Source organism: Shouchella sp. JSM 1781072 (assembly GCF_041949915.1).
Taxonomy (GTDB): Bacteria; Bacillota; Bacilli; order Bacillales; family Bacillaceae_D; genus Shouchella.
The window spans coordinates 520,389-544,681 of the sequence record NZ_JBHFQE010000001.1; the positions used below are offsets into that span (position 1 = coordinate 520,389).

Consider the following 24,293-nt stretch of genomic DNA (forward strand, 5'->3'; position numbering starts at 1 on the left):
CAAGTATGTTGGTCTGATTTTTACGTTTTTATGATTTATCTTTTAAATGGATAAGATATCCTTATTGTAGTATACACTTAGGAAAAGGTATACGAATATATAAAAATATAATGGAAAAAATTGATTTTTACAATCCTCTATGCAAATCTTAATAAAGAATTGATTCAAAAGATAGGAGTCATTCACTCATGAAAAACGAAACCGTTTATTGTCAATCTGAATTTGATACATTAACAGAAGTGATTGTGTGCGAACCAACGTATATGACAATTAAAGAACCGATCAACGAAACGCAACGGAAGTATATGAAAGAGAATATTGATAAAGAATTAGCTTCTTCCCAGCACCGTACGCTTATAGAAACGATGCGGGCTGAAGGCGTTAATGTGCGAATGTTGCCGCCTCAAGCATCCTTTCCTGAACAAGTCTTTATGCGCGATAGCGGATTTACGATTGAAAACGTATTATATGTTGCGCGAATGGAAAGCGAAATTCGACAAGGTGAGGAAAAAGAGCTTGCGAATTTTTTAAAAGCGATAGATCGTCCGTTTCAACCTATTCAAGAAGGGACAATTGAAGGCGGAGATGTCATCGTCACGGAAGATGTTATTTATGTCGGTGCGAGTGGTCGTACATCCTCAAATAGTTTATCCATGTTAGAGCAGAATCATGGTAGTAAACAATTTCAATGGGTGCCGTTTGATCATAAGTACTTGCACTTGGATTGTGTGTTTCAACCAATCTCGAAACATGAAGCACTCGTATATCCGGAAGCCATTGATTCCGAGGCTTATCAACTGCTGTCTGAACGTTACGATTGTATTGAAGTTTCAAAAGAAGAACAATTTAATTTAAGTGTTAATGTACTGTCGATAGGAGAAAAGCGCATTTTAGCGCTGCCGCAAAACAAAAAAACGAACCAAGCGCTACGAGATCGTGGATATACGATTATTGAAGTTGATTTTTCAGAGATTATCAAATCAGGTGGTTCATTTCGATGTGTCACCTTGCCTATTCACAGACAGCCTTAACGCATAGCGTCACCCTTTTTGGTTACATTACAACAAGAACCTAAAAAGGGTGGATCGCAATGGACAATCAAGAAGAACAAGAATACGAGAAACGATTAAAGATCATTTCATTAGGCGGCGGAATTGATAAGCAAGAAGCGCAAAAGAAACGGGGGAAGCTATTAGCACGAGAGCGGATTAGTCAGCTTGTTGATGCGAATAGCTTCTCTGAGTTGGATCGATTTGCATCAGGTTTAGACGGTCAACCAAGCGATGGTGTCATTACTGGTATTGGCAAAATAAATGAGCAAGATGTTTGTATTTATGCACAAGACTTTACAATTGTCGGTGGTACGCTCGGAGGCATGCACGCACAAAAGATTTGCTCATTAATGGATCTAGCATACAAACATCGGATGCCGATTATTGGCTTGCTTGATTCAGGGGGGGCACGTATTCAAGAAGGCATTGAGGCGCTGCACGGTTATGGAGAAATATTTAAACGAAACGTTCAGTACTCAGGCGTAATTCCTCAGCTATCGGTTATGCTTGGACCATGTGCAGGAGGATCTGCTTACTCTCCAGCATTGAGTGATGCGATCTTTATGGTCCGATCGATCAGCCAAATGTTTATAACAGGACCGAAAGTTCTCCAAGCAATAAGTGGAGAGACGCTATCGCCTGAAAGTCTTGGCGGTGCAGATATACATGCAACCAAAAGCGGACTAGCTCATTTTGTTGCCGATACAGAGCAAGAAGTGTTTTTACAAGTGAAAGAGTTTTTATCTTTTTTAGAAAATCAAAAGACGCCAGATGGGTCTAACATCGCTACAACAACAGGAATCGAAACGTGTTTACCAAAAGATGAGCGTGAAGTATATAATGTGAAAGAAATTATTGCGTGTCTTGCAGACCAACAGCATTTGTTTGAATGGTCAAAAGGATTTGCAAAAAACATCGTGACGGGTTTTATTCGTTTAAATGGAAAGACGGTCGGTGTTTTAGCAAATAATCCGCTTCATTTAGCTGGTTGCATTGATATTGATGCAAGTGATAAAGGTGCACGGTTTGTTCGTTTCTGCAATTGTTTTCACATTCCATTGCTCGTGTTAGAAGATGTTAGTGGATTTATTCCTGGAAAAGATCAAGAATACAAAGGTTTATTGCGCCACGGTGCTAAACTTATTTACGCATTTGCTGAAGCATCTGTACCGAAAATCACCGTCGTACTTAGAAAAGCATACGGAGGTGCGTTTGTCGCATTAAATAGTAAAGGAATAGGTGCAGATCTAGTGGTTGCTTGGCCGTGTGCATCTATTGCTGTTATGGGGCGGCAAAGTTCAAGAGCGATCGTGGAGGAAAAGTCTAGTATTGATGTAGAAAAGACGGATTCTCCCTATTATGCTGCAAAAAAAGGGTATATTGATGATGTGATTTTGCCAAGGGATACCCGTTCGTTTTTAATTCGTTCGTTTCGCTATTTAAATGCCAAACCTGTTGAGGAATCAAGAAAACAAGGGAATATGCCAATGTAAGGGCTAGGAACTAATAGAAAACAATCATAAATTCTTCTTCGATTTAACGCTTTTTCGTTTTTAAATGGACGCTCTTATGGTACGATACGAATGATTAACGAACATTATTGTACGAGAAAGAGAGTCGTTTTAAATGGTGATCTTATCTGAAGGCTGGTTTCAGTTTATCCTTATTACTAGCTGCATTGTTTTACTAGCAGTGACCCTCTTTATTGTCCATCGTAACATTCAAAAGAGAAGTGGGGATACAAGAGGTAGAGAAAGGACAAGTTCCTTTTTAGTCTTTATAACAGTGTTGACACTATACTTTGCTATTTCTGTTTTTGTTCCAACGGTATATAGTGGCGATGTTGTTATTGCAGACAATCAAGAAGAGCATATTGAACAAGAACAGGCGCGTTACGTAAGTTTAGGATCGGTTTATCGCGTTCATGCAATTGATACGAGAGACTATACGAGAGATATTCAAGATAGAACGGTAGCCTTTCAGATTCAATCGTTTCAGCCTCTTTATGAGGTTGTATCTGAACATGATGATTTCATTCGGTCTGATGGTACGATTGATGTAGCAAGCTACATTGATGACGTGGTTTTACCTGTCTTTGAACAATTGGAAGCTGAAGAAGTGACGTTAACGCAGCTTCGAGAGTCGTTGCCGCATATTGACATAACGATTGAATAAGCGAAAAACTGGAGGTTGCTATGAGTAAAAGTGAAGATGGTATTTTACAGATATCTACAGATGAATTGAAAGACGAGTTACAAAACAAAAAACCTCAAGACGAGCCTATTGTTATTGATGTTCGCGAGGTAACTGAATATGAAGATGGACATATCCCAGGGGTTCCACTTATTCCGATGAATGAAGTGCCATCCATGCTTAAAGAAATGGATGAAGACAAGAGCTATATTTTGGTTTGCCGAAGTGGACGAAGAAGTCAAAATACAGCAATGTACATGAAGGAACAGGGGTTCAACAATGTCCGTAATTACGATGGTGGGATGTTAGACTGGGACGGCGAGCGTTCTTTTGGTCAAGAATGGATCGTTAAAGAGCCGAAAGAACTGTACACAAAGAAATAAGTTTTAGTTTGTTGAATGGAATTAGAATGAAAAGAATCTTTATGAGTGTGCTATGAGCACTTATAAAGATTTTTCTTGTTTTTTTGTTGAAACAGTTTTTATTTAGATTTTTATTTTTAAATTCGTGACATTTGTTGTAATCCGATGACGTTTTGCCGACCTCCAAGGAAACAGTGCGTGTTTGAAAACGTTGGAGCGTAATTTTACGCATAAATGGATAAAACGTGTCCGAGGAAAAGAAGACACCATGAGCGTAAATAAACGCGCAGTGAAAATAAATGTCGCCAATGTGCCTGTGGTAAACGATCGCTTTTGTGTAACGCTTAGGAATAATGAAATTGAATCATTCTTTTAGGTTTATGAAGTGTCATTTAGGGAACATACTATAAGGAGAATCGTTGATTTTGTTTAGAGAGGGGTTTTTTGTAATGGATGCAAAGAAAACAATTGTTGCTGTAGCATCGGCAGCCGTAGCAGGAGCATTGACGGTTTACTTAGTAGATGGTGATAAACGAGCAGATTTAAAAGAAAAGAGTCAAGACTTTTTAAACAAAGTGACAGGGAAATCAAAAGATGAAAAAATTAAATCTTTCCAATTGGGGAACCCTAGACCCTATACGGAAGACAGCAAAATGGTTGACGAAGGATCTTTATACAGTATCCAGCGTTATAACGAAAAGTATCAATAATTTTGTAAAAGCTGCCTTCTTGGCGGCTTTTTTGAACGTAGGAGTGGATCAAAGAAATGCGAATTCAAGAAGATGTGATACATAACATTCCTTTACTGATTGTCGAGGAAGAAGAACGTGGTGAAAAACCAACGTTGTTTTTTTATCATGGCGTCACAAGCGCAAAAGAACATAATTTACATATTGCGTATACGATTGCAAAAAAAGGATTCCGAGTGGTATTGCCAGATGCGCTTTATCATGGTGTCCGACAGCCAGGAGAGGGCTCGAAAGACCCGTACCTACATTTTTGGACGGTTGTCCAACAGTCAATTGAAGAGTTTCCGCATCTTGTAGAGGCGATTCATGAACGATTTCAAACCGATGAGAACCAGCTTTTCATTGGTGGTACCTCGATGGGCGCAATTACTTCATATGGGATTTTGCAGCAATATGATTGGGTCAAGCATGCATGTTTGTTTATGGGAGCACCTCAATACGAAGAATTTGCAAAATTAATGTTTGAGATCGCTACAAAACGTGGTATGAACATAACAGAGGAACAAAAAGAAGCCACTTTAGAACAGGTACGTATGTATGATTTATCGCGGGATGTACAGGTACTTGAAGATCGTCAGCTATACATCTGGCACGGTATGGAAGATCAGACGGTTCCTTATCAGTTCGCTCACGATTTTATTGCACAACTAAAAGCATCTTCTATCGTTCAAGACAAGCAAGTGACATTCTATCCTGAAAAAGGGGCGGATCACAAAATAACGCGAAGTGCTATGCTCGATGCTGCGAATTGGTTTGAAAAACAAGTGGAAAGCCAGAACCGGGTGACGATGTAAAATGATTCGTAAACTTGGAAAAATCTTCATTGTTATTATTGGTTCGTTTTTACTTGCAAGTTCACTAAATTTCTTCCTTCTACCAGCTGATGTATTTGCGAGTGGCTTTACGGGTGTCGCCCAGCTTTTATCCTATGTTGTGCCATTATCTACAGGGATTCTATTATTGCTATTAAACATCCCAGTCGCAATCCTTGGCTGGCTTAAAGTTGGAAAAAGCTTCACGATCTATAGCTTTGCAAGTGTTGTGCTGACAACAATCTTTTTAGAAGTGTTGCCTGTTTATGCCTTTTCTGAAGACATTATGTTAAATGCCGTCTTCGGTGGGGTTATCGCTGCAGGTGGCGCAGGATTGCTTCTTAAATGGGGCGCATCTTCAGGTGGTTTGGATATTATTGTACTCGTGTTAGCGCGAATGTCCGACCGGCCTGTTGGCAGCTTTTTCTTTATTTTAAATTCAATCATTGTTGTGGCATCAGGAATTATGCTAGATCCTGAAAAAGCATTATTTACGTTAATTTCTATCTATGTAACCTCTCGCTTTATCGATGCCATCCACACTCGCTATGTAAAACTGACTGCAATGATTGTAACAAAAAATGCAGATACACTTAATAAAGCCATTCATCAACGTTTAACAAGAGGGATTACGCGTATACCAGCTAAAGGCGGGTATACGTTTGAGGAAAAAGAAATGTTAGTGATTGTTATTACGAGGTACGAGCTGTATGAGCTGAAAAATATTGTTGAAGAAGTCGATCCGGCTGCGTTCACGAACATTGTTGAGACAGCGAACATCTTCGGGTTGTTCCGGAAAGATTAATAGGAGGAATTTGTTTTGAAAACGTTGAATGTACTAATGGGCCTGACGTTTGCTTTTACATTAGCAGCTTGTGGTGGCCAGGCTGAGGAAGAAGAAGATCAGAATATTCCAGCTGGAGGAGATTCTACTATGTCTGAGGAGTGGGTATTTACAGTTGATCATCAACTTTCAGATGATATGCTATTTGTAGACATGTACATTGAAAACGGAACAGATGAAGCACAGACGTTAACCTTTCCATCGCAACAATTATATGAAATCACACTTGTGAATGCACAAGAAGAAGAAGTATTTCGTTACTCGGATGAGCATATGTTTGCTCAAAGCGTAACGGAAAGAACGTATGAGCCAGGCGAAATTGAAGACGTGCGAGAAGAGATTTCTACAGAAAATATGCCAGCAGGAGCGTATATGATGACAGTGGAGCTTTTAGTTGACGAAAGTATTGTTGAATCACTAAGCGATCCAAATACGTTTACACGGTCTGTTGAAGTAGAAATTAGTGAATCGTAATAAAAAGAAAGAAGGTAGAGACTCGTCTCTACCTTCTTTCTTTTGCTTTTTGCTGGATACGTTCTTTTAATGCTTTCCACTCTGGCGTTCCAGCTTCCGTTTGCGGAATGGTAACGGTCTTGGTGTCTTCTTCACGCTCAGTGGTTTTCCAAAAAGACTCAAATGGCTGTTTCATCATGATTTCACCAACCTATTAACTTAATCGTAATAAAGAAAGTAATTCTTCATCGCTTAGTTCTGTTACTTGTGAGGAAGAGGCTAAAATGCCGTCGGCCAAATGTTGCTTGCCTGTAATCATTCGATCAATTTTTTCCTCAATTGTCCCTTCTGTTAGCAACTTGTAAACATGAACTTCGTCTGTTTGGCCAATTCGATAGGCGCGATCGGTTGCTTGGTTTTCAACTGCTGGATTCCACCATCGATCGTAGTGAATGACGTTCGTCGCTTTTGTTAAATTTAAGCCAACGCCGCCTGCTTTTAGTGATAAAACAAAGAAGGAAGGGCCTTCACGATCTTGAAAGGTTTCAATCGCTTCTAGTCGTTGTTTCTTTGTTAATCCTCCATGTAAAAAAGAGGTTGCACCATACGTTTCTTCTAGATAGGAACGTATGAGTTTGCCCATTTCTTTATACTGGGTAAAAATGAGTGTACTTTCTTTTCGCTCATAAATTTCATGAATCAATGTTTGGAACGTTTCCCACTTACCGGAACGATGCGCTTCAATAGGTGCTTTTAAAAATTGAGCTGGATGGTTACAAATTTGTTTTAAACGCGTGATTGTCCGTAAGATAAGTGCGCGCCGCTCCATTGTTGAAACCGAATGAATTTGGTCTTCAATATCATTGACAATTGCTTGGTATAAGCCTACTTGCTCAATCGTTAATGGAACGTGCTTCAACTCCTCATGTTTTGCAGGTAAATTTAATTCTGAGTCCGTTGTTTCTTTTGTACGTCTTAAAAGAAACGGATGAATCACTGTTCGTAGCTGTTGCTGGCGCTCGTTGTCTCCGTCTTTTTCGATTGGTTTAATGTACGTTGCATAAAACTGCTTATAGTTGCCAAGTAAGGACGGATTCAGTAAATCCATTAATGACCATAGTTCCGTTAATCGATTTTCAATCGGCGTTCCAGTTAACGCAATTCGATGTGTCGCATGGAGCTTGCGAATGGCTTTACGCTGTTTGGTTTCTTTATTTTTTATATGCTGGGCCTCATCTAGAATAAGGCCATTCCAATTGTACTCGTGAAGTAGACGTTCATCTCGTAATGCAAGGGTATAAGATGTAATGACTAAATCGTATTCACTCAGTCGTTTATCTTTTTCAAGAATTCGATCGTTGCCATGGTGAATAAATACGTTTAGTTCAGGAGCGAATTTTTGACATTCTGCTTCCCAATTATAGAGCAGGGAAGTCGGACAAATGAGTAAAAAAGGCTCCGCTTTTTGCTGTTGTTGCTCAAGTATATAAAGGAGGTAAGCAATGGTTTGAATAGACTTTCCTAAGCCCATATCATCTGCTAAACATCCTCCAAACCCAATTTGGCGCAAGTGAACGAGCCAACTAAAGCCTTGTTGTTGATACATGCGTAAGCTGCCTTGGAGTGTGGAAGGCACAGGTACAAGAGCAGGTTCGCGTCGGTACAATTGTGGTAGCTTCTCTTGAACTTTTTCCGACCACTCAATAGAAAGGTCAATGTCATCAAGTTCTTCAAGACCGTCCTCTTCTTGATCTAGGCGCCATGCATCTAAATACGTATACTGATCTTGAATTTGATCCAAAAAGTTCTTAAGCCGTTCTGCAAGGTTTGGATCCCACACAAGCCATTGATTATTAAGATGCAAAAGTGATTTTTGTTCACTTACGTACGTTTGAAATTCTTCTTGTGACATTTCTTGAGACCCAACCATGATTGAATAATCAAATTGTGACAGACTGTTCCAATTCAAGATAGGGTCAACACCGCTATAACGATCTTGCTGCATGTCTTTTAATTTCACTTTGATAGATGGTGTTTGTTTTAACTGGTTAGGCACGATTAAGGTTACACCAATTTGCTCAAATCGATCATGTTGCATAAACAGCTCAAATGCCTCTTCGCTCGTAACCGTAACAGTTGGTGCCGATAAGCTAATAGCCGATAGCGTATGGAAATCATCTTGTATTTGCGACAAATCTTTCTTTAATTGAGGAATGGGGTTTGTCAGCCAAGGGTGGTCCCCTGTTAACAATTGTTTAACCGGAATTACTTGCTCACGATTTGTTCGATCAATTAAGGCAAGGGAAAGCGTCCAGTCCACTTGGTTTTCCTTTGGTTCATTTAATACAATGGCTGTTTTAAACGGTTCTCGTTGCTTTACCCCTAACCGGTCTTGAATCGCATGGGGTGACCAATTTTCTTTCGTTGTCATTGGGGTTCTCGTTTTTAATGTTGATAGAAGAGGCTGTAATGGTTCTTCAACAGACTGCTTCCATTCATCATAGAGGACCGTGACCTCTTCTTCTTGTAATAACTCACGAATTGTGCAATCAATCAATGCTTCCATAATAGATTTACGCTGAGCATAGTGCTCCTCTTCCTCTTGCTCCATGGATTGATTTTCTTGACTGGTGGCGATGGAGAACGATGACATTGGTATCGACGAAGCCCAATTTATATACCACTGTTCTTTTACTTTTAAAACCCATTTTCCAGATTGATTCGGTTCAAAATAACCCTCTTCAATTAAAGTGTAAACGTCATCCATAAACCGGAGCCAAATGTTAAAATCGTCTGCTAGCTGGAAATCTGTTTTCCATGTGCGAAACAAAGGTAGGAACTGAACAAATTCTTCTAAAGTGAACGAAATGCCTTCTATTGGAAAAAAATGTGTTTTCCATGAATCGGCCGATTGATAAATAATTGTCGATCCGACATAGGACTGAAATTCACGTTGAACGAGAGGGACGTGAATAATTGACCGTGATAGTGTTAAAAACGTTCCGTAAAAAGAAATAGGATCGTTTTGAAACAGTCGTAACTTTAATTCGAAAGGGGAGTAGAGAAAAGGATAAATAAACCCGCTTTTCGCTTGATTGGTTTGACCTTTTGCCTCTGCCCAAACGAAAAAGGACTGATTGACCCAGCCACTATGAATCCATATGGATGATTGGTTCACGACGTTTCAACTCCTCAATAAACGCTCGATACGATTGATATCGTTTATATAATGCTTGTTTGTATTGCTGATAACGCTCGGTTTTGTTCATACGCTTATAGATAGAAGCAAGTTTTTCAACGTACTCAGCTGCTTCCACGTAATATTTTCGTGTGCGTTTTTCTGCCAATCGAATGATAAATTGATGAACAACTGGTAGTGAAAGAGCTGGTCTCTCTTGTACAAGCTGCTCTAATAACTGTTGCTTTTGCTCATGCAAATCAAGTGGATTTGTTTCATGTTGCAAGAAATATTGCTGTGTACGATCATAATCAGGGTATTGAATTAAAATCTGTGCATAAACGAGCTTATTCGCTTCACTAAAGAGCCGTCGCTCCAAAGGGGGGAGCAAATAATCTAACACAAGTTCTTTTTGTTGCTCCGAATAATGACTCATCAACGTCTGAAACCGTTTAAAAGAAGGGGCCTTTAACCAACGATCCCATGTCTCATATTGAATAGACGATGAATGATGCAAAGAGGCAGATTGATCATAGTAGTCCTGCAAAACACCTAGCTTATCTGTTTTGTTAGGAAAAAATGTCTCAAACCATGATAATACTTGCTCATATCGTTCTCGATGGGTCAATAAAGACAGGTGTGCAACGGCTTCATCAGGTGTTAATGGTTGAGCTTGCTGCATTAACGACTTTGCAAGTGATTCTTTTCCGATATATAAGAAGAAGTAGCTCATCGTTATGCTAAATGAGCGAGACGCTTTCTTCATATCATGCTCATGAAAATAATGATCGAGCTTATCAATTTGATCTGCAGAGAATGCTTTCATAAACGTATAGAACAATCTCGAGTAAGGAGCGTGTTCGTCTTCCATTGAAGCAATCAATGATGACCCTAATGTTTTAGCAAAGCGGGTCTTTAATTTTTTTGATTTAGAAAACGACGACTCATACATCTGGTGGGTGACAGTATCAAAAAATTGATTGAACCGTCTCTCGAGTGACGCCCACTGGCCATCTCCTTTTGCTTGTCCATATAAAAAATCAATGATAATAAAGCACCCATTGAGTTGTTCATCTTCTTTAAATGTATGTAAGTGATCTCGTACCTCGAGCCCATATGACTCGATTTGAGCTGGTGCGAGGTAACGGGAAGATCGAAGTTTGCGATTCAATCCTTTTAAATAAGGTTCCATTTCTGTGCGCAAGCGCCGATAAGCGTTAGACAATTTTTCACCTCATGATAAAACAGTATCTCTCTATTTTACCTTTTTTACTGAGGAAAAAAAAGTCTAGCTAAGGATTTGAGCAAAAACCGTTAAACTCAAAAAAAAAGCACAAGATGTGCTATCAATAGAAGTGCGCTAAAGCTTTAACAGTTTTTCTACTTGTGAGCGACGGTTTACCAGTTTTTTTAGTCGATGTTTATGTTCGACCATCGCTTCTTCATTCTTTACTTCCATTGCCTCAAAAAGCTCCATAAGGATGTAATTGATTTCTAGATTCATCACATTAATCATCGTTTTCGGGCCAAGCGATTTTCCATTTTCCTTATATTGAATCATCGGTACATTTTTATTCGCCATCCCTTGCTCACTCCCTTCAATTTCTACTGTAGAGGCAATATCTCCGTGCTCATAGGTTGTGACATAATGTGGGCCTTCCGTCATTCGCTTCACAATGCCTGTTCCTTTTTCAGATTGCAATAAATGTTCCAGTACATCAGAAAGAGTAGCATCGTACACATAAAGTTTTTTGGCTGTCATGGTCAAAAAATGATCGTTTCGGATAAAAGGAAGTTCATGAACCAAGTCTTCAAATTCTATAATAAGATAAATAAAATTTGAGTCATAGCGCCAGTGAAGTTCATACTCATTTGCCATCATTTTTTTTATAAACTGATGTAGCGCTCGTTTTGTGATTTTAATTGAAAGTTCTTGAAATTCTGTCGGCCAAGGAATTGCAGTCATATTCTTACACTCCTTTTACAAAAGGCACTAAATGAGAGATTGCTTTAGTCTATGTAAAATCGCAAAAAAAAAGAAGCTATACGCCTAGTTATGGAAGAAAATAGGCATATAACTTCAATTAAAAACGGAAGGAATACCGTTTGGACACAACATCATAAAAACCGAGGGAATTATATAAAGATTTTGTGGCTTCATTATTTAAACCAGTTTCGAGCTCAATGCCTTTAATATTACGTGTTTCAGCCCAGTAAATAATCCGAAGCAACAGTTTTTTTGCGATGCCTTGGTTCCGGTACTCTTCTTCAACATAAATCTCGTTGAGCCAAATGTACTGTCCGCCTTTTTGAAAGCTAGTCATTGTATTGAAAAAAGCAAATGCAACTGCTTGACCTTCGTAGCGTGCAATAAAGAAATACGTTTTTGATTGAGGGAGAAGGGCTTCATTCAAAAGGTGTTCAATTTGCATCATCGCCTTTTTACCAGCAATGTTGTGAAGCTGTTTTTCAAAAAGATAGGTCAGTTCGCGTTTTGTTTCAGCCGTTGTATCCGCTGAAAGTTCATCAATTTCAACCATGAGGTCCCCTCCCAAAAATAGAAATTAAAGTGTCAAGGCTTTTTCAAGATACGCAGCAATGCCATCTTCTTCGTTTGAATCGGTAACTGCATGTGCAATGTCTTTTAACTCTGGAATCGCGTTCCCCATTGCAATCCCTTGTCCGGCAAACTGAATCATTTCTAAGTCATTTTCCTCGTCGCCAAACGCGATAATATGCTCAGTGTTAATGTTGTAATGTTTTGCTACTTCATGTAAAGCGGTCGCTTTCGTAACATGGTTCGGGGCAATCTCAAGAACAGATACGTGGCTTTTCCACCAACGCTGTAACGTTGTTTCGGTATTTGTTTGGTCGAGAGTATCGCGCAATGCTTGTACGCGGTCCACTTGAGGTTCAACTAGAATAGCAGTAGGTGGTTCTGTTAACAATGATTCTATTGACCCTGAAGCAATGGGCTCAATGCCGTCAGTTAAAAAATTTGCAAAAAACCCTTCATTTTTCATCATATAAAAAGAGTCATTCATTTCAACCATCATATTTTCAATGCCGACTTCTTTACAAATCGAAATAAGGTGAAGGCTTGTCTTAAGATCGATGGTTTCTTTTGTAGTCGGGTATTGTTTATCAAGAGGATGATGAACACTCGCACCATTAAAATTAATAATAGGTGACGTCAAATTTAGCTCTTCGTAGTAGCGTTTGCTTGCTCTGTAAGGTCGCCCAGTTGCAATAGCAACAATATGGCCTGCTCTTTTCGCTTTTAAGAGCGCTTCTTTTGTACGCGGGGAAATCGTTTGATTTTCTGGAAGTAATGTGCCGTCTAAATCTAAGGCGATTAAATGTCTTTGTTTCATAAGCGCTCCTTTATTTAAATTAGTAACAAAAAATACACGGAAGCACATTTGGATTCAACTATAGATGTGCTATGATGAGTACGTAAGAGAGATCCTGCTTGAAAGGAGTAATAAATATGGAAACGTTTGCCTCAAGCTTGGGATTCCGCGCATTATGGACACCAGAGTTGCTTGTAACGATTGTCGTGATAGCCATTTTATATGGCTTACTTGTGCGAAGAACAAAAACTGGCACAGTGAAAAACATGATTTTCTTCATGAGTGGTTTGCTAGCGCTTTATTTAGGCTGGGGAAGTCCACTTTATGTATTTGGGCACGTCATGATGACGATCCATATGTTACAAATGGTTTTTGCTTATTTTATCGCAGTGCCTTTGCTATTACTCGGTATTCCGAGGCAATGGTATGAAGCATTTTTAAATAGTAAATGGGCGTTTCGACCGCTACGTTACATCTGGAATCCAATTGTTGCACTGCTCTTATTTAATGGTCTATTTTCATTCTATCACGTTCCGCTCATGTTTGACACGCTTATGCAAGCACCGTTCTTACATAGTCTTTATCAGTGGGTATTACTTATTGCGGCGGCGCTAATGTGGTGGTATATTTTAGCTCCTGTGCCGAGCACGTACAAGCTTCCTGAGTTACGACGTATTTTTTATATTTTTGCAAATGGTTTATTAATTACACCTGCTTGTGCACTCATCATTTTTGCTCCTAATGCTATGTATGCTGTATACACCGACCCGTTAATTTGGGCGAATGTCATGGCGTATTGCTTACCTGGGGGAGCAGGACCAGAAGCATTGCTTACAGCATTCGGAAGTCCTGAGGCACTTCAGTTTCTCGATGCTCGGACGGATCAGCAATTAGCTGGTGTTTTAATGAAAGTATTTCAAGAAATTGTTTATGGGATTGCCATTGGCTATGTCTTTAAACAATGGTTGAAAAAAGAAAAAATGCAAGATGGTGAATTAACCATTAGCGATATTCCCCAATCTCAAGGGTGAAGGGTGGTTTCTTTGAAAGTAATTGGAGCGATATTCACAGTATTGATGCTATCAGGGTGTGGATGGATGTATGAAATGGGTCAGAATTCTGAGTTTGATATCTCGGAAGCTGACATTACGATTCCTGCTTTTACATTTGTGAATCAAGAGAATGAAGCAGTTGGCTCTAGTGATTTGGAAGGTGACTATTGGCTGGCGAATTTTGCCTTCACAAACTGTACGACCGTTTGTTTAACGATGATGCCAAATATGAACCAGCTTCAAAATGATTTAGAGTCAGAAGGTCATAATGTTCAATTTGTTACATTTACCGCAGACCCGATTGCGGATACGCCGGAACAGCTGAATCAATATGCACACAACATCGGAGTAGAAAATAAAAATTGGGATTTCTTAACAGGATATTCAATTGAAGAGCTTGAAACATTTTCAAATGAAGCGTTTCGAGTTCCTTATGCACACGGTGAGCAACCGGAAGATATTATTCATTCTACGAGTTTCTTTTTAATGAATACAGAAGGACACGTTGTAAGAAAATACAACGGTCTGGAGATGAATCAGGAAGAGATGCTTGAAGATATTATCGCGACGATCTCCCAAGAAAATATGTAATAAGCTAGCATCTAGCCTTTGGCTAGGTGTTTTTTTGATTTCATCACTTATATGCTTCAATAAACATTACCTGAGTAAAAATAAAATAAAAATACAGTTGAATTTATTTTTATTCATATTTATAATAGGTAAATATCAAGAAAAATCGTTTCGGGAGTGAGAGGATGAAGGTTGGTATTATCGGCGCTAGTGGATATGGTGGCATAGAGTTATTACGGTTTTTACATGAACACCCTCAAATTCAATCTATTAATCTTTATACATCAAATGATGATGGTCGGCCATTGACTTCACAATATCCGCATTTGTTAAACGGGAATAAATATACATTGAGGCCGTTGGAAGAAGCCGAGTTGATGGACGACATTCATACTGTCTTTTTAGCGACTCCTCCAGGTGTTTCTAGTAAGTGGAGTGGCTGGTTACGCAATCAAGGTATGCGTGTGATTGATTTGTCAGGAGATTTACGGCTTGCATCTCCAGCAGTCTATGAAACTTGGTACAAAAGAGAAGCGGCGCAAAAGGAGCTACTTGAACAATCAGTATACGGGCTAAGTGAATGGAAAAAAGAGCAAATAAAAAATGCCTCTCTCGTAGCCAACCCAGGCTGTTTTCCAACGGCTATTTTATTGGCACTTTTGCCCGTTTTGAAAGCGAATTTCATTCAAACTCAGTCTATTATTATCGATGCCAAGACAGGAACGTCTGGTGCAGGGAAGAGCCCTTCATCGATCACCCACTTTAGTGAAATGAACGAGAATTTTAAAATATACGGCGTAACGTCACACAAGCATACGCCTGAAATTGAGCAACAGTTAATGGACGTGGTTGAGAAAGAACTGACCGTTAGTTTCCAACCACATCTAGTTCCAATGTCGCGGGGAATTATGGCAACCATGTATGCCACTGGCACAAATGGAGTGGATGCTCAGCAACTACATACTTGTCTAACGAGCGCATATGAACACGATCCATTCGTTCGAATACGAGATATTGGAGATTTTCCAGCGACAAAGCATGTGTACGGAAGCAATTATTGTGACATTGGTGTGGCTTACGATGAGCGCACAAACCGGGTTATCCTCGTATCAGTTATTGATAATTTGGTAAAAGGAGCTGCAGGTCAGGCGATACAAAATTTCAATATTATGAATAACTTTGAAGAAAAAACAGGGTTAGGGATGCTGCCTATTTACCCGTAAATGAGGTGAAACAATGTTTGTTAGTGAGCAAATACACACGGATGTAAAGGTAATAGAGAACGGTTCAATTGCTGACGTAAAAGGCTTTTATACCACAGGCGTTCACTGCGGTTTAAAGAAAAATAAATTCGATCTTGGCCTTATCTATTGTGATCGTCCAGCAGAAGCGGCAGGCGTTTTCACACTGAATCAAATTCAAGCTGCCCCACTTAGGTTGACGAAACAGGCTTTAAAGAAAAGCGGCCAATTACAAGCGGTCATTGTTAACAGTGGCAACGCAAATGCAGTAACAGGCAAGCAAGGAGAAGCAGATGCAAAAGAAATGCAACAGTTACTAGCTAAAAAAATAAATGTATGTGATGAATTTGTTGCGGTTTCTTCTACAGGTGTAATTGGAGAGAAGCTGCCAATGACTAAAGTAAGAGCAGGCATTGATGCATTATCTATTCATACTCAACCATCTGCATTTGCGGAAGCGATTTTAACAACAGATACGGCAACAAAGGAAATCTGTGTCGAAGTGATCATTAATGAACAAGTTGTACGCATTGCAGGTGTAGCAAAGGGTTCAGGAATGATTCATCCAAATATGGCGACGATGCTTGGCTTTTTGACGACGGATGCAACCATAGAGGCACCAGCTTTACAACAACTATTAAGTGAAGTCACAGATCAAACATTTAATCGAATTACTGTTGACGGTGACTGTTCAACAAATGACATGGTACTAGCCCTTGCATCAAAAGCGGTAGATCATCAAGTGTTATCCAAACAACACCCACAGTGGGAAACGTTTAAACAAGCATTTCAACGATGCGCCACGTCGTTGGCAAAGATGATTGCGCGAGACGGAGAAGGCGCGACGAAGTTAATTGAAGTGAATGTGAGTGGCGCAGCATCGGATGAAGAAGCAGGTCAAGTGGCAAAGACGATTGTTGGTTCAGATTTAGTGAAAACAGCTGTGTTCGGTAAAGACGCGAACTGGGGCAGGATTATCGGTGCGATTGGGTATAGCGGTTGTACAATGTCGCCAAATAAAATTGATATTGAAATTGGACCATATCCAACACTAGTAGAAAGCGAGCCTTGTGGAACAAATGACGCCGCCATTACTGCTTATATGACGGAAGAAGAGACGATTGTGCTTACGGTTGATTTACATATCGGCGATGGAACAGGAAAAGCTTGGGGTTGCGATTTATCCTATGATTATGTCCGAATTAACGCAGGTTATCGTACTTAGGAGGTTGTCAATATGAGCAAACGAACAGTAATTAAAATTGGTGGCAGCATGCTTGCTGAGTTAAGTGCGGACTTTTACAAGGGCTTAGCTGAACGACAGCGGGCAGGCGAGGAAATCATTATTGTGCATGGTGGAGGACCCGCTATTAATGAACAACTCGTTAAAGCAAAGATTACGATTGAATTTGATCAAGGTTTACGAAAAACAACAGGCGAGGTACTGGCGATTGTAAAAGATGTATTGTTTGAGCAAATGAACAAGGGCATCGTCAAGACGCTTCAGCAAACAGGTGTTGAAGCTGTTTCATTAAGTGGATTTAAACATGCATGTATCCAAGCAGAACTAATCGATGAAGCACGATTAGGATTTGTTGGCGCTGTTACGTCGGTTCAAACAAAAATAATTGAAGAAATTTTGTTAAAAAATGCGATTCCGGTAATCGCGCCACTTGGACTGACTTCATGTGGAAGGGAAGTCAATATTAATGCAGACACTGTTGCTGCTTCTATAGCAAAAGCATTAGCGGCAGACGAGTTTATCGTCGTAACGGACGTTGATGGCGTTTATATTCAAAAGCAAAAAAAAGCAAAATTAAATGAAATTGAAATCAATCAATTTATTGAGCAAGGTGAAATTACCGGAGGAATGATTCCAAAAGTGACAGGCGCATTAAATAGTTTGTCGGATCATCTAACCTGTGTTCGAATCGTGAGCGGAAAAGAAAAATTAACCTTAAACAGCGGTACAATGATTGAGAAAGGGACACTTGTTCCATAAAGAACGGAGTCGAATATGAGCTATTTATTTCCTACTTACACGAAAAAAGAAATCCAGTTAACACAAGGAAAAGGATCATACGTATATAGTCAAGACGGAACACGCTATCAGGATTTTATGTCCGGTATAGCCGTGACAAATTTAGGACATGGTCATCCTGCCATTGTTCAAGCGTTACACAAACAAGCAGACTTACTCTGGCATGGATCGAACCTTTTTCATTATGAGATCCAGGAGCAAGCTGCTAAAATGCTGGTCGAAAAAAGTGTTTGTGACGCTGTGTTCTTTTGTAACAGTGGAGCTGAAGCAAATGAAGCAGCCATTAAGCTTGCACGCAAAGCATCAGGAAAATCGCATATCATCACGATGAATCAATCGTTTCATGGTCGCACACTTGGTTCAATGGCGGCGACTGGACAGGAAGCCGTTCATCAAGGGTACGGTCCAATGCTCGATTCATTTACGTACGTGCCATTCAACGATTCCGAAGCGCTTGAGTTAGCGGTTCAGCCTGAAACAGCTGCGATTATGATTGAAGTGGTTCAAGGTGAAGGCGGTGTGCACATTTTAAGTGAACAATTTGCCAGCACCATAATGAAGCTAAAAAAAGAAAAAAACCTTCTCGTCATTATTGATGAAATCCAAACAGGCATCGGACGAACAGGTACATTTTTTGCATATGAGCATTATCAACTTGACCCTGATGTGATTACGGTAGCCAAAGGGCTTGGGAATGGATTTCCGGTAGGGGCGATGCTTGGTAAGTCCAATCTAATAGAACATTTTCAAGCAGGTGCTCACGGGTCGACTTTTGGAGGAAATCCGTTAGCGATGGCAGTTGTTAAAGCGGTTTTAGAAACGATGAGTCAGCCGCAATTTTTACAAGAAATAAAAGACAAAGCCGATCGATTTAATGACACGCTGCGACAAGAGCTCTTAGCATGTGCGAGTGTGAAAGACATTCGAGGAAGTGGGTTTTTAATTGGGATTGAGACGACCGTTCTTGCACAAGAGGTTATTGACGCGTGTGAAAAGAAAGGACTGTTGCTTTTACCAGCAGGGAAACACGTCACCAGACTTTTGCCCTCACTTTTAATAGAAGAACAGGAGTGGAATGAAGCAGTATCGATTTTAAAAGCGGCTCTTAATTGAAGTGGAACAACCAATTTTTTTTGCAAGTTAATGTATTTTTATCCGAATTAAAGAATATTTATTCTTCATTGAGGTGATGAAAGTTGAAAGGATACGTTTTGTTAGAAAGCGGAGAACAGTTTGCAGGAAACTGGCACGGCAAGGAACCAGTTAACGGGGAGATTGTCTTTTTTACAGGCATGACTGGCTATCAAGAGGTGATAAGCGATCCATCATTTAAAGGTCAAATTGTTGTCTTTACGTATCCGATGATTGGAAATTATGGAATAAACGAACATGATTTTGAAAGCAATGGACCGCAAGTAGAAGGGGTTGTCTTAGCGGAAGTAGAGCAATCTCCTTCTCATCATAGTCAAATGGAAAGTTTTTGTTCGTATTTAGAAAGGCACGATATTCCGTATGTCACAGGAATTGACACACGAGCAATCGTGAAACGAATCCGTAAACATGGAGATATGAAAGCGACACTTACATCAAATAAAATGACAAAGAAAACAGGGGAAGAATCATTGGAACACCAAGAAGTTGTTCCGCTCGTAAGTGTTCAAAAAAACAAAGTGTATAATCCTCATGGAAAGCAGCATGTCGTGTTAATTGATTACGGCTATAAACATTCTATTGCTCGAGAATTATCGACAAAAGGAATGAAGGTGACGGTGGTTCCTTACCAAACCTCAAAAACAGAAATTGAGCGCTTGCAACCAGATGGTCTTGTTCTTTCAAATGGACCTGGAAACCCAAAGAAGCTACACGCCCATCTTGAAGAGATTCGTGAGCTGGCACGCATCTATCCGACTCTTGGCATTTGTTTGGGGCACCAGCTACTCGCCTTAGCATTTGGCGCTGAAACAGAAAAGTTAGGATTTGGGCATAGAGGGGCCAATCAACCGGTGCTCGATTGTCATACGAATCAAGTGTACATGACGAGTCAGAATCATAGCTATGTAGTAAAAGAAGGTTCTATCCAAGAAACAGACTTCACCGTCCGCTATATCAATATCAATGACAAGAGTGTAGAAGGGCTCATGCACAACCATTTACCGATTCTAACCGTTCAATTCCATCCAGAAGCAAGTCCAGGGCCAGTCGATTCAAACGCCATTTTTGACACATTTATACAACAGCTTCCTGTAAAGGAGAGAGATCATTTATATGCATAAACAATCAATCAAAAGTGTCCTTGTCATCGGGTCTGGACCGATTGTCATTGGTCAGGCCGCTGAATTTGATTACGCTGGCACCCAAGGTTGTCTAGCTTTAAAAGAAGAAGGCATTCGTGTCATTCTTTTAAATCCTAATCCTGCAACGGTTATGACAGATGAGCATTGTGCAGATGTTGTCTATTTCGAACGCTTAACTGCAAAAACCGTTGAAGACATTCTTGTAAAAGAAAAACCTGACGGCTTGCTTGCAACGTTAGGAGGCCAAACAGGATTAAATTTGGCGTTAAAGCTTCATGATGAAGGGACTTTAGACAAACATGGCGTGCAGTTACTTGGTACACCAATTGAATCAATAAAAAAAGGTGAGGATCGTGAATTGTTCCGGGATCTAATGAATGAGTTGAACGAACCTGTGCCAGAAAGTGACATTATTCATACAGTCCAAGAAGCGGTGACGTTTTCACAAACAATTGGATTCCCGATTATTGTACGACCTGCCTACACCTTAGGAGGTTCAGGAGGCGGAATTGCCAAAAATGAAGCAGCGTTACGCACAATTGTTGCAAATGGTCTTAAGCAAAGTCCGATCAATCAATGTTTAATAGAGAAAAGTATAGCTGGATTTAAAGAGATCGAGTATGAGGTAATGCGAGATAATAACGATACGTGCATCACAATTTGTAATATGGAAAATATCGATCCGGTCGGTATTCATACTGGTGATTCAATCGTGGTTGCACCTTCTCAAACGTTATCAGATCGTGATTATCAAATGCTTCGATCTGCTTCAACGAAAATTATTCGAGCACTAGGAATTATTGGCGGGTGTAATATTCAATTTGCTCTTGACCCTCATAGTGATCAATATTATTTAATTGAAGTAAACCCTCGTGTTAGTCGTTCTTCAGCGTTAGCATCTAAGGCAACAGGGTACCCGATTGCGCGGATTGCGGCGAAATTGGCAGTTGGTTATCACTTACATGAGCTCTTAAATCCAGTCACCGGACACACATACGCGAGCTTCGAGCCGGCGCTTGATTACTGTATTGTGAAATTTCCTCGTTGGCCTTTTGATAAATTTTACAATGCAGACCGCAAGTTAGGTACTCAAATGAAAGCAACAGGCGAAGTGATGGCGATCGAGCGCTCTTTTAATGCTGCGCTCCAAAAAGCAGTCCGATCATTAGAAATTGGCTATTATGATCTTGGTAAAGGTGAGTTTTCCCATGAAGACGATGCGACATTATGGAAAGCAGTAGTGGAAGCAGACGACCAACGATTGTTTAGACTGTTTGAACTTTTACGCAGAGGCACAACGATTGAAGCGTTACATCAGCAGACGAAAATTGATGCGTTCTTTTTACAGCGATTCGCTCAATTAATAGCGTTAGAAAAAGACATTGAACAAGTGTCTCTAAAACGTGTAACAACTGCGCAAATGAATGATTATAAAAAAGCAGGGTTCTCGGATGCGACGTTAGCTTTTTTATGGGAAGAAGACGTAAATAACGTTCGAAACGTTCGTCAACAAATGAACATTAAACCGGTTTATAAAATGGTGGATACGTGCGCAGGAGAATTTGAAGCACAGACGCCTTACTTTTATTCCAGTTACTTTGGTGAAAATGAAAGCGTGCCGTCAACAAACAAAAAAATTGTGATTATCGGTTCGGGTCCGATCCGAATCGGGCAAGGAATTGAATTTGATTATTGCTCTGTACATGGAGCGAACACCGTAAGAGAGCTAGGTTATGAAGCTATTATCATCAATAACAATCCTGAAACCGTTAGTACAGACTATATGACGGCTGATCGTCTTTATTTTGAGCCACTTGCACTAGAAGATGTGCTAGCGGTTATCGAAACAGAGGCTGTTGCTGGCGTCATCGTAACGTTAGGTGGCCAAACAGGCATTAAGCTGACAAAAGAGTTAGAGGAGGCAGGGGTGCATGTCTTTGGCGTCTCCGCAGCGACTGTCGATCAATTAGAAGAACGTGATTCTTTTTACGATCTTCTTTCATCGATTGATGTTGAACCAATCCCTGGAAAAACCGTAGCTTCGATGGAAGAAGCGATTGCTTCATGTGAACAAATGACCTTTCCAATTTTAGTTCGTCCTTCATTTGTAATTGGAGGGCAGGGGATGGCGATTTTGCATTCAAAAGAACAGCTGGAGGAATATTTAGTCAACCATCCTTATAAAGGGTTATTTCCACTTTTAATGGATACGTATGTGCAAGGCATTGAAGTGGATATGGATGTCTTGACTGATGGAAAATCAATTCATGTTGCTGGAATATTTGAGCATATTGAACAAGCTGGCGTTCATTCTGGAGATAGCTTAGCAATTACCCCGCCGTTTCGACTTAGTGAAGCGATTAAGCAACAAATGGTGGACATGGCTAATAAGCTCGCTCAGGCAATGACATTTAAAGGGGTTTTTAACATTCAATTCGTTCTACAAGACGAACGTGCGTACGTGATTGAAGTGAATCCTCGAGCATCACGAACGGTTCCTTTACTCGCCAAGCTTTCTGGTGAACCATATATTCATTATGCAACGCGTTTAATGGTCGGGGAAACGTTGGAACAATTAAATGTCAAAACGGGCAAACTCCCTTACTTTGCAGCCAAAGCACCGGTTTTTTCTTATGGGAAACTAGCGGGGCTCGATCCGAAATTAGGGGCAGAAATGAAGTCAACTGGTGAATTACTGATGATTGGCAATACACCGGAAGAAGCATTGGCGAAAGTGAGTGCGCCGTTTGAAACTCTCCCTGCGCTATTTGAAAAAGAAGAAGAAAAGTCGATTTTCTATTGTGTGGAGCCTGCGCTTGAAAAAGCTTGTAATCCCTTTATCGAACAGTTAGAAAGAGAAGGGTTTACCATTGTGAAAGCGGATTTTGATCAATGGGTTTCTTCTCCAGAAGCCAAAGCGCTGATTGATATTTCTTATCCAGGTCAAAATGGAAATGAAGGCAATCGTCACAAAGCATTGGCAAATCAACTTACAGTTCTAACGGAAGTGGAAACGTTAGGTGCGTTTCTCCACTATTTTTATCACCCGTCATTCTCGTTACAATCGATTCAGGAGTGGCGTTCAAAAACGTTTGAAAAAAAGGAGTCGATCTCATGCAAAGCACTGCCGTCAATTTAACGGGAAAACATCTGTTAACGTTATTCGATTATTCGGTTGAAGAAGTGACTTATTTACTTAGTGAGGCAGCCAAAGGGAAAAAAATGTTTCAAAACGGCGAAAGTTCGTCAGTATTAAAAGGAAAATCACTAGGAATGATTTTCGAAAATGCGTCAACAAGAACAAGAGTCTCGTTTGAAGTAGGAATGACGCAATTAGGAGGCCATGCGTTATTTCTAAGCCCTAAGGATTTACAAATAGGACGTGGCGAGCCGATTAAAGATACCGCTAATGTATTATCTCGTTACGTAGATGCGATCATGATACGTACAAATTCACATCAGACTGTAGAAGAGTTAGCTGCGCATTCATCCGTTCCTGTTATTAATGCACTAACGGATGCTTACCACCCTTGCCAAGCGCTTGCGGATGCATTAACAATTCAAGAAAAGAAGGGAAAGCTTGCTGGTCTGTCACTTGTTTACGTAGGAGATGGAAATAATGTGGCGCATTCACTCATGGCTGTCGGTGCAAAAACAGGCATGAATGTGACGATTTCAAGTCCGAATGGATATGAAGTAGACCCAATTATTTTAAAGCATGCGCAAGATGCCGGTAAGCAAACAGGAGCAGTGATTTCACTGCAGGCCGACCCACATTTAGCCGCAAAAGGTGCTGATATCGTTTATACAGATGTCTGGACAAGTATGGGGTATGAAAATGAACAGAGCAAGCATATACAAGATTTACAAGCCTATCAAGTTAATGACGAGCTGATGGCTGCTGCGCATAAACAGGCCATTTTTATGCATTGTTTACCTGCTCATCGAGATGAAGAGGTAACAGGCAGCGTCATTGATGGAACCCAATCTGTTGTATATGACCAAGCTGAAAATCGTCTTCATGTGCAAAAAGCGATTCTGCGTTCGGTAATTGCACATAATGGTATCACTTTCGGGGGACTCTAATCCGCAGAGGTGG

The 24,293-nt window shown here is 40.2% G+C and carries 23 protein-coding genes; 17 read left to right on the forward strand and 6 right to left on the reverse strand.

Translation table 11 applies throughout. The annotated features are described in order from the left end of the window. The first annotated feature begins 188 nt into the window (after positions 1-188). From ACE1TH_RS02720 to ACE1TH_RS02755, 8 genes are all read left to right on the forward strand, one after another. On the forward strand, positions 189-1,031 hold the full coding sequence (locus ACE1TH_RS02720) for a dimethylarginine dimethylaminohydrolase family protein (RefSeq protein WP_375078334.1): 843 nt from the start codon (positions 189-191) through the stop codon (positions 1,029-1,031). Positions 1,032-1,084: 53 nt separating this feature from the next. Next, entirely contained in the window at positions 1,085-2,545 is a 1,461-nt protein-coding gene (locus tag ACE1TH_RS02725) for an acyl-CoA carboxylase subunit beta (protein ID WP_375078790.1), read from the forward strand. Positions 2,546-2,678: 133 nt separating this feature from the next. After that, a complete protein-coding gene (locus ACE1TH_RS02730; protein ID WP_099301351.1) occupies positions 2,679-3,227 on the forward strand; it encodes a hypothetical protein in 549 nt (182 codons plus the stop codon). 20 nt (positions 3,228-3,247) lie between these two features. Beyond that, a complete protein-coding gene (locus ACE1TH_RS02735) occupies positions 3,248-3,628 on the forward strand; it encodes a rhodanese-like domain-containing protein (RefSeq protein WP_099301350.1) in 381 nt (126 codons plus the stop codon). A gap of 428 nt (positions 3,629-4,056) precedes the next feature. Continuing rightward, complete coding sequence (locus ACE1TH_RS02740; protein WP_099301349.1) at positions 4,057-4,317, forward strand: hypothetical protein; 261 nt, start codon at positions 4,057-4,059, stop codon at positions 4,315-4,317. Positions 4,318-4,373: 56 nt separating this feature from the next. Continuing rightward, positions 4,374-5,150, forward strand: a complete 777-nt coding sequence (locus ACE1TH_RS02745; protein ID WP_375078335.1) for a prolyl oligopeptidase family serine peptidase — start codon at positions 4,374-4,376, stop codon at positions 5,148-5,150. Between the two features lies 1 nt (position 5,151). Then, positions 5,152-5,973 (forward strand): YitT family protein, encoded by an 822-nt coding sequence (locus ACE1TH_RS02750; protein ID WP_099301347.1) that lies wholly within the window; start codon positions 5,152-5,154, stop codon positions 5,971-5,973. A gap of 15 nt (positions 5,974-5,988) precedes the next feature. Continuing rightward, positions 5,989-6,486: a BsuPI-related putative proteinase inhibitor gene (locus ACE1TH_RS02755; protein ID WP_099301346.1), complete on the forward strand. Its 498-nt coding sequence runs from the start codon at positions 5,989-5,991 to the stop codon at positions 6,484-6,486. A 28-nt stretch (positions 6,487-6,514) separates the two neighbouring features. Here ACE1TH_RS02755 and ACE1TH_RS02760 read toward each other — a convergent pair whose 3' ends face one another. The 6 genes from ACE1TH_RS02760 to ACE1TH_RS02785 form a co-directional block, all read right to left on the reverse strand. Next, positions 6,515-6,664 carry a hypothetical protein gene (locus ACE1TH_RS02760; protein WP_176554272.1) on the reverse strand — a complete coding sequence of 50 codons (150 nt, stop codon included), beginning with the start codon at positions 6,662-6,664 and terminating at the stop codon, positions 6,515-6,517. A gap of 15 nt (positions 6,665-6,679) precedes the next feature. Then, positions 6,680-9,643 (reverse strand): DEAD/DEAH box helicase, encoded by a 2,964-nt coding sequence (locus ACE1TH_RS02765; protein ID WP_375078336.1) that lies wholly within the window; start codon positions 9,641-9,643, stop codon positions 6,680-6,682. Continuing rightward, positions 9,615-10,868 carry a hypothetical protein gene (locus ACE1TH_RS02770; RefSeq protein ID WP_099301344.1) on the reverse strand — a complete coding sequence of 418 codons (1,254 nt, stop codon included), beginning with the start codon at positions 10,866-10,868 and terminating at the stop codon, positions 9,615-9,617. The genes ACE1TH_RS02765 and ACE1TH_RS02770 overlap by 29 nt, the downstream gene beginning before the upstream one ends. A gap of 135 nt (positions 10,869-11,003) precedes the next feature. Beyond that, positions 11,004-11,609, reverse strand: a complete 606-nt coding sequence (locus ACE1TH_RS02775) for a hypothetical protein (protein ID WP_375078337.1) — start codon at positions 11,607-11,609, stop codon at positions 11,004-11,006. A gap of 118 nt (positions 11,610-11,727) precedes the next feature. Beyond that, positions 11,728-12,183: a GNAT family N-acetyltransferase gene (locus ACE1TH_RS02780; RefSeq protein WP_375078338.1), complete on the reverse strand. Its 456-nt coding sequence runs from the start codon at positions 12,181-12,183 to the stop codon at positions 11,728-11,730. Positions 12,184-12,207: 24 nt separating this feature from the next. Then, on the reverse strand, positions 12,208-13,017 hold the full coding sequence (locus ACE1TH_RS02785) for a Cof-type HAD-IIB family hydrolase (protein ID WP_099301341.1): 810 nt from the start codon (positions 13,015-13,017) through the stop codon (positions 12,208-12,210). A gap of 116 nt (positions 13,018-13,133) precedes the next feature. Between ACE1TH_RS02785 and ctaG the strand changes: the two genes are divergently transcribed. The 9 genes from ctaG to argF all read left to right on the forward strand — a co-directional run bounded on the left by ctaG (position 13,134) and on the right by argF (position 24,280). Continuing rightward, on the forward strand, positions 13,134-14,027 hold the full coding sequence (gene ctaG, locus ACE1TH_RS02790; RefSeq protein ID WP_099301340.1) for a cytochrome c oxidase assembly factor CtaG: 894 nt from the start codon (positions 13,134-13,136) through the stop codon (positions 14,025-14,027). A 12-nt stretch (positions 14,028-14,039) separates the two neighbouring features. Then, complete coding sequence (locus ACE1TH_RS02795) at positions 14,040-14,639, forward strand: SCO family protein (protein WP_255301130.1); 600 nt, start codon at positions 14,040-14,042, stop codon at positions 14,637-14,639. Positions 14,640-14,803: 164 nt separating this feature from the next. Further along, positions 14,804-15,841: an N-acetyl-gamma-glutamyl-phosphate reductase gene (argC, locus tag ACE1TH_RS02800; protein ID WP_099301339.1), complete on the forward strand. Its 1,038-nt coding sequence runs from the start codon at positions 14,804-14,806 to the stop codon at positions 15,839-15,841. Between the two features lie 13 nt (positions 15,842-15,854). Continuing rightward, positions 15,855-17,084 carry a bifunctional ornithine acetyltransferase/N-acetylglutamate synthase gene (gene argJ, locus ACE1TH_RS02805; protein ID WP_375078339.1) on the forward strand — a complete coding sequence of 410 codons (1,230 nt, stop codon included), beginning with the start codon at positions 15,855-15,857 and terminating at the stop codon, positions 17,082-17,084. Between the two features lie 12 nt (positions 17,085-17,096). After that, entirely contained in the window at positions 17,097-17,861 is a 765-nt protein-coding gene (argB, locus tag ACE1TH_RS02810; RefSeq protein ID WP_099301337.1) for an acetylglutamate kinase, read from the forward strand. A gap of 15 nt (positions 17,862-17,876) precedes the next feature. Next, positions 17,877-19,013 carry an acetylornithine transaminase gene (locus ACE1TH_RS02815; protein WP_099301336.1) on the forward strand — a complete coding sequence of 379 codons (1,137 nt, stop codon included), beginning with the start codon at positions 17,877-17,879 and terminating at the stop codon, positions 19,011-19,013. A gap of 83 nt (positions 19,014-19,096) precedes the next feature. Continuing rightward, positions 19,097-20,173 (forward strand): carbamoyl phosphate synthase small subunit, encoded by a 1,077-nt coding sequence (locus tag ACE1TH_RS02820; protein WP_255223453.1) that lies wholly within the window; start codon positions 19,097-19,099, stop codon positions 20,171-20,173. Further along, positions 20,166-23,333 (forward strand): carbamoyl-phosphate synthase (glutamine-hydrolyzing) large subunit, encoded by a 3,168-nt coding sequence (locus ACE1TH_RS02825; RefSeq protein ID WP_375078340.1) that lies wholly within the window; start codon positions 20,166-20,168, stop codon positions 23,331-23,333. Before ACE1TH_RS02820 ends, ACE1TH_RS02825 begins: the two co-directional genes overlap by 8 nt. After that, complete coding sequence (gene argF, locus ACE1TH_RS02830; RefSeq protein ID WP_375078341.1) at positions 23,309-24,280, forward strand: ornithine carbamoyltransferase; 972 nt, start codon at positions 23,309-23,311, stop codon at positions 24,278-24,280. Before ACE1TH_RS02825 ends, argF begins: the two co-directional genes overlap by 25 nt. The last annotated feature ends 13 nt before the right edge of the window (positions 24,281-24,293 follow it).